General features: G+C 38.5%; 6 protein-coding genes, 2 pseudogenes and 1 riboswitch. Of the genes and pseudogenes, 7 read left to right on the top strand and 1 reads right to left on the bottom strand.

Going from position 1 to position 6,961, the window contains the following annotated elements:
* Window positions 1–42: 42 nt before the first annotated feature.
* A pseudogene (locus LIZ98_RS16265) lies at window positions 43–375 on the bottom strand (cell wall hydrolase); the annotation flags it as partial.
* Between the two features lie 197 nt (window positions 376–572).
* Between LIZ98_RS16265 and LIZ98_RS16260 the strand changes: the two are divergent.
* The 7 genes and pseudogenes from LIZ98_RS16260 (at window position 573) to LIZ98_RS16230 (ending at window position 6,948) form a co-directional block, all read left to right on the top strand.
* Window positions 573–1,049: a DUF2975 domain-containing protein gene (locus tag LIZ98_RS16260; RefSeq protein WP_041844648.1), complete on the top strand. Its 477-nt coding sequence runs from the start codon at window positions 573–575 to the stop codon at window positions 1,047–1,049.
* Window positions 1,050–1,060: 11 nt separating this feature from the next.
* The gene (locus LIZ98_RS16255) at window positions 1,061–1,285 is read left to right on the top strand and encodes a helix-turn-helix domain-containing protein (RefSeq protein WP_034767260.1); all 225 of its coding nucleotides are present in this window, start codon (window positions 1,061–1,063) and stop codon (window positions 1,283–1,285) included.
* A gap of 128 nt (window positions 1,286–1,413) precedes the next feature.
* Window positions 1,414–2,206, top strand: a pseudogene (locus LIZ98_RS16250) (DUF817 domain-containing protein).
* A 395-nt stretch (window positions 2,207–2,601) separates the two neighbouring features.
* Window positions 2,602–3,873 (top strand): NCS2 family permease, encoded by a 1,272-nt coding sequence (locus LIZ98_RS16245; RefSeq protein WP_227140264.1) that lies wholly within the window; start codon window positions 2,602–2,604, stop codon window positions 3,871–3,873.
* 157 nt (window positions 3,874–4,030) lie between these two features.
* Window positions 4,031–4,222: riboswitch (cobalamin riboswitch) on the top strand.
* 139 nt (window positions 4,223–4,361) lie between these two features.
* Window positions 4,362–6,233 carry an anaerobic ribonucleoside triphosphate reductase gene (locus tag LIZ98_RS16240; protein WP_227140265.1) on the top strand — a complete coding sequence of 624 codons (1,872 nt, stop codon included), beginning with the start codon at window positions 4,362–4,364 and terminating at the stop codon, window positions 6,231–6,233.
* On the top strand, window positions 6,230–6,712 hold the full coding sequence (nrdG, locus tag LIZ98_RS16235; RefSeq protein ID WP_041902344.1) for an anaerobic ribonucleoside-triphosphate reductase activating protein: 483 nt from the start codon (window positions 6,230–6,232) through the stop codon (window positions 6,710–6,712). Before LIZ98_RS16240 ends, nrdG begins: the two co-directional genes overlap by 4 nt.
* Window positions 6,713–6,783: 71 nt before the next feature.
* Window positions 6,784–6,948 (top strand): hypothetical protein, encoded by a 165-nt coding sequence (locus LIZ98_RS16230; protein ID WP_161522334.1) that lies wholly within the window; start codon window positions 6,784–6,786, stop codon window positions 6,946–6,948.
* Window positions 6,949–6,961: the final 13 nt, after the last annotated feature.

Genomic DNA, 6,961 nt, shown 5'->3' with positions numbered 1-6,961 from the left:
CTACGCCCTGCACATTCCTTGAGGATGGGAGACTTCTTTCGGAAATCCGTTAAAATACCAAAGGGCATATTTGGAAGGATGTTCTCGCCAATAGTCTAAGGTTAGTTTGGCTAATCTCCTTTCTACACTTCTTGCCGGATTATAAAATACATTTCCTTTTTGAACGGCTTCAAAAGAATAATTTCCACCCTGCACTTGAAAAATTACTTATCGGATTGTTCGCAAACCTCGGAAATCTAAACAGTTTGCTTTTAACCGATTGACAATAACATTACCAACCATCAACATCCCGAGTCGACCTTCCCCCTCTGCTTCTGCCCGCATCATCCTTGCCACTAAATCCACATCACTGCTTGTATACTGTACTCTTGGCACTCTGATCACCTCTAAAAAATTGTATGAAAAAAAACAACAAACATGCGGATTTTCATTTTTTCATAAGGAATGCTTTTTATTTTTGGTGATAATGTGATTTTCAATAAAAATACAATGAAAATTAATAAATATTTATTGAAAAACAATAAATATCATGCTAAAATCAAATTCGATCATAAATATGTGAGGTGTTTTAAATGAATCGAGGATCAACACTCTTTTTAAAGATAGCGGTTATTCTTATTGGAGTTCCGGTTCTTACTTTGTGTATATTTGGCTTGTCTTGGTTACCAAATCATCCGGTAAATCCGGATTACAACCATATCTTATATCCGATTATTACCGGCATATATGTATCCGTTATACCGTTTTTCATTGCTTTGTATCAGGCTTTTAAACTTTTAGGTCATATTGACAAGAATCAAGCTTTCTCTGAATTATCGGTAAGATCGCTCAAGAATATTAAATTTTGTGCCATGACAATCAGTGGTTTGTATGTAGTTGTCTTGCCATTCGTTTATCTTTTAGCAGAATTAGATGATGCGCCGGGTCTGATACTCATTGATATGGTCATTATTTTTGCTGCAATGGTGATTACTGTCTTTGCAGCGGTTCTCCAAAGACTTTTACAAGAAGCGATTGATATAAAAACAGAAAATGATTTAACGGTCTAGGGGTGAAAACAATGGCCATTATTGTAAATATTGATGTGATGCTGGCGAAGAGGAAAATGAGTGTTACAGAACTTTCAGAGCGGGTTGGAATAACGATGGCAAATCTCTCTATTTTAAAAAATGGAAAAGCAAAGGCGATTCGGTTTTCAACTTTAGAGGCGATTTGTAAGGCTTTAGATTGTCAGCCCGGGGATATTCTCGAATACCGAAGTGATGAAGACACTCAAAATGAATGAAGAAGGAATAGAAAACGAAAAACCTAAGCAGAAACAAGAATTTGACTAGCCACTAGACTTACAGTTATTTACACCATTTTCAATATAGACTTACGATTGTTCGGAAAAAGCCAAAGGAGGCACCGTTGATGAGAGCCCTAAAACAATTAATTCGCTTTGGTTGGGAACAGGCCCTATCCTGTATATTTCCTGTTGTCATTTTTTCCTCTTTAGCGATTACCCAAATGCTGCCCTTACCGTTTTTACCACGGTATGACTGGTTGCTGATTATCTGCCTCCTCATGCAATGGTGGATGGTACATTCCGGACTCGAAACAAAGGATGAACTAAAGGTAATTACCATGTTCCACTTGATTGGACTTGCGCTGGAGATTTTCAAGGTACATATGGGCTCGTGGTCTTATCCAGAGGAGGGCTATGTCAAAATTTTTGGCGTACCATTGTATAGCGGATTCATGTATGCCAGTGTAGCAAAGTTATCTTTGTCAAGCGTGGCGGAGATTGAAGGTTGAACTGATTAAGTGGCCGCCGTTTTCGGTCGTTGTCCCTCTTGCTGCTGCGATTTATTTAAATTTTTTTACCCACCATTATTGGGTTGATGTTCGGTGGTGGCTGTCCGGGCTTGTCCTAATCGTCTTTTGGCGGTCATGGGTTATGTTTCAAGTGAACGGAACCCGCTACCGTATGCCACTCACACTTTCTTTTATACTCATCGGATTTTTCATTTGGATTGCTGAGAATATTGCCACGTTCTTTGGCGCTTGGCAATATCCAGACCAAACAGATGCTTGGAGTCTCGTTCACCTGGGAAAAATCAGCTCATGGCTGTTATTAGTAATTGTCAGCTTTCTGATTGTCGCGACATTAAAGCAGGTGAAAGGAAAAAGCTCCACTAGTATAAGTACAAATCAGTATTTTTAAATCAAAATAGATATACCTTACTTTTTTGTAAGAAATGGAATGAATATGTAAGGAAAAGCAATGGCTGACTAAGAACGCTACCCCTTATAATCGATATGAAATGATTTGTTCGATCTCATTTAAAGAAGAAAACAAATTCAAGAGATATGTAGGGTGTTCAAAATATAAGACTAACTGCATGAGAATGAATCAAATTCAAAAATGGTATTCCTTAAAAGAGGGTTGGACCTTATTTTTAACGCAAATGAAAGATCAGTTGTAAAATTACACCAAAGATTCCATTGATTATAAAATTCCATTCCATTGACAAATTGTTTTTTTAAAATAAAATATAAAATATGTGGCTCTTGAAAGAGAGCGGGTCGGGCGAGGGAAAACTGAATAGAAGGAGTAAAATGTTTCAATTAAAACAACATGATACGACTGTTAAGCAGGAATTAGCAGCAGGATTAACCGGTTTTTTTACCATTGTTTATATTATTGCTGTGAATTCGCTCATTTTATCTGAGGCTGGTATCCCACTGGAAGGGGCAATGTTGGGTACGATCCTGACCTCATTTGTCGGATGTTTACTGATGGGGATTTGGGCTAATGCACCGATATTAGTCGTTCCGGGCATGGGGATTAATGCCATGTTTACCTATACACTTGTCCAATCCATGGGGCTAAGTTGGCAGGAAGCTCTCGGCGTAACAGTCATCTCTGGACTCATTTTTGCACTGATTTCATTCACTTCCTTAACGACGATTATTAGTAACGGAATTCCTGGAATATTGAAGGAAGCAATTAATATCGGAATCGGTCTTTTCCTCATGCTTATTGGACTGGAAAAAGGTCATTTAGTTGAACGTGGAGACCTGTCAATTATTTCTTTAGGAAACTTGAGTGATCCCAATGTTATTGCTACGATCTTAACGTTAATCATTGCGTTAATTTTATTTATTCGCAATGTAAAAGGGAACTTTTTATGGACAATCCTTATTGGAACAGGCATCGCGTTCTTATTTGGTATTTTGCCTTCAGGGACTAATGATTCATTATCATTAGAAGGTTATAGTGAAGTGTTTGGATCATTTTCTTTAGAGCATTGGGCATCTTTTCCGTTTCTAATTGCCGTATTTTCTGTAACGATGGTTGTCGTCTTTGAAAATATTGGCTTGATTTCCGGACATATGAAACTGGCAAAACACCCGGAAAAATTTAAAAAGGCATTTCAGGCAAATGGTATTTCAGTAATGTTGTCTGGAATCTTTGGTTCAAGTCCAACTGTAGCGACTGCTGAATCTACTGCAGCTATTGCAGCAGGTGGACGGACAGGTTTAACTGCGATTACAACCGGATTTTTATTTTTAGGAGTAATTTTTTTCATTCCATATATGAATATGATTCCTTCCAATGCGATTGCACCTGTATTAATTATCATTGGTGGTCTAATGGTGCAAAATATTCGTAACTTAGACCTTCATGATTTAACGGAGTCTTTTCCGGCAATTTTTATTATGATCATGATTCCTTTCACATACAGTATTGCAGATGGTATTGCCATTGGCTTTATTTTTTATGCGATTTTGAAATTAACCACAGGGAAAGCAAAACGAGTTTCAGTGACGCTTTATATAATAGCCGGTTTATTTCTTTTAAATTTTATCTTTCAATTTGTAAGTTAGACCTCCGAGATTTCGGAGGTTTTTTCTATTTGCTGAGAAACTGTACTATTTGTGGTTGGGCATAAATTACCCTTACACCCAAATTTTTCATTGAAATCAAAAACTCAGTATGGTAGGATACTAGATGTAGTTAATGAACCGTTTATATAATACTAAATATAGTGATTTGAGTTATGGTGACAGCATCTGTCTGAAAAGGGAATCCAGTTCGAATCTGGAGCTGCCCCCGCAACTGTTCGTGTGGACGAATAAGCAATCCACTGTATCGCTCATCTTTCGGAGTGATATGGGAAGGGCTTTAGGAGGAAGAAACACAAGCCAGGAGACCTGCCGTAACTTGGAGTTTCGTTTCTTCGGGGTGTGAGAAGGTGAAACGATGGAGATGCTTATTTCATGCTGCCTTTCTATCGTTTTTTACCGCCGTTCATCCCGAGCGTGAACGGTTTTTTATTTACCCAAAACTAGCGATAGACAGGAGAGCATGGAAAATGAGTACAAGAAACAAACAAGAAGCTATTTGCGATTTTCCTTTACATTCGTTAAATGAGATTGTTTTTTCGCGCAATCATGATCTTATTCAAGAAAATGCAAATATGGACGGTTCTTCACCGATGGGACAAATGTCAAAAATCTCATCTGAGGTCAGTAAGTTTTATGCAAAACAAATGATGCTCAGTGAAGAAATAACAAAGGCGATTGATGACAATTTTATTTATCCTCATGATCTTGACTTTATGGTGACGGGTACGACGACCTGTTGTCAGATTCCGCTGGGTGAGGTATTAAAGGGTGGATTTAATACCGGTCATGGTTTTATGCGCGAACCGAATGATATTAGCAGTGCCATGGCATTAGCGGCGATTATTTTTCAATCAAATCAAAACATGCAGCATGGTGGGCAAAGTTATCCGATGTTTGATTATGACCTTGCGCCTTACATAGATAAAACATTTCAAAAAAATATCAACCTTTTAAAAAGTTATTCCACCTGCTATACAGAAGAAGAGCTTGAAGCATTAGCCTGGAAAGAAACCAACCGAGATGTGTACCAAGCGTGTGAAGCTTTCATCCATAATTGTAATTCAATGCATTCTCGCGGAGGCGGGCAAGTTCCGTTTGTATCTATTAATTACGGTACCGATACGTCCAAAGCCGGGCGATTGCTCGTAAAAAATATGTTGTTGGCAACGAAAGCCGGACTCGGCAAGGGGGAGACACCGATTTTCCCGATTCAAATTTTTAAAATGAAAAAAGGGATCAATTTCGAGCCCGGAGAACCAAACTATGATTTATATCAACTAGCGCTTGAAACGACAGCAAAACGTTTATTTCCAAACTTTAGTTTTATAGATTCTGCGTTCAATTGCCCATACTATGACGGAACCCCGGAATCGGAAATTGCCTATATGGGTTGCCGTACCCGAGTGATGGCAAATCGTCATGGTGATGAAAATAGTATTCGTCGCGGAAATTTATCTTTTACGTCTATTAATCTTGTAAAAATTGCGCTGACTGCTAAAGATGAATGTGATTATTTTAACATACTGGATCACTATATCAATCTCGTAATTAAACAACTGTTAGAGCGGTTTGATTTTCAGGCAAAAAAGCAGGCAAAGCATTTCCCTTTTTTATATGGTCAGCATATTTGGAAGGATAGCGAAAACTTAAAACCTGACGATGAAGTAGGAGAAGTATTAAAGCATGGAACATTAAGTGTCGGTTTCATTGGATTGGCTGAAGCACTGGTTGCATTAACGGGCAAACATCACGGTGAATCAAAGGAATCCTATCAATTAGGGTATCGCATTGTTCAGCATATGCGAGCAAAAGTAGACGAAGCAAGTGAAAAATACAATTTAAATTTTTCCTTAATTGCGACCCCGGCAGAAGGGTTATCAGGGAAATTTACCCGGAATGATCAAAAGGAGTTTGGGAAAATTCCCGGAGTGACGGACCGGTCCTATTATACGAATTCATTCCATGTCCCTGTTTACTATAAAATCAAGGCGATTGATAAAATAAAAATTGAAGGCTCCTTTCATAAACTATGTAATGGTGGCCATATTACTTATATTGAGTGCGATGGAGATGTTTCCAAGAATATTTATGCATTAGATCGATTAGTAAAAGCCATGGCACAATATGATATTGGCTATGGTGCCATCAATCACCCGGTTGACCAGTGCGGCGTCTGCGGTTATTCGGGAATCATTGATAACGAATGTCCGATTTGCCATAATTCGGATGAAAATAAGATTGGGCGGATTAGACGAATAACCGGTTACTTAGTTGGCGATATGAAAAGATGGAATTCAGCCAAACGTGCAGAAGAAAGCGAAAGGGTTAAACATCAATGAAAGTCATGAATATTATCCATGATTCCGTTGTTGACGGTGAAGGTTTACGGACAGTTATCTTTTTTGCAGGCTGCCCGCACTTCTGCAAGGGATGCCATAATCCGAGAAGTTGGAATATCAATAATGGAACAGAGATGTCAGTTGAAGAAGTAGTTGAGGAAGTGGCCAGTAATCCACTGACCGATGTAACCTTATCCGGCGGGGAACCCTTTTTTCAGGCGGAAGAAGTGTGCAAAGTGGCGAAACGATTAAAGGAATTAGGAAAAAATATATGGATTTATACAGGCTATACATTCGAACAACTCCTTGCATCGCGTGACCCGTATATATATGAATTACTCGGTTATTGCGATGTTCTCGTTGATGGCCCGTTTATTCTGGCAGAAAGGGATTTAACTTTACCATTTCGTGGAAGTAGAAATCAGCGTATAATCGACTTAACGAAACATAAAGTAAAAGTTCCACCAATGAGGGTCTAGCTGCTAAGATGGGATAAATAAGGGTACATAGAAATCACTGATAAGTCAGATGCTAGAGAGGGGACAGGTAAATGGATGAAAGAATACAAAAATTGATTGACTCTGCAAAGACGAAATTTGGGTTAGGTGATTACTACTTAGAAACACATGGCTTTTTTCGTAACGTCAATATTTTTAATGAAACAATCTATACATTTTATAAGGATGGGCGTAAAACCCCTACGCCTTTAGGCTAGGGGATGTAAGCCC

It is taken from the genome of Caldibacillus sp. 210928-DFI.2.18 (genome assembly GCF_020554505.1).
GTDB lineage: Bacteria > Bacillota > Bacilli > Bacillales > Caldibacillaceae > Caldifermentibacillus > Caldifermentibacillus hisashii.
The sequence above is the reverse complement of the archived record's forward strand: the minus strand, read 5'-3'. Positions and strand labels throughout refer to the sequence as shown.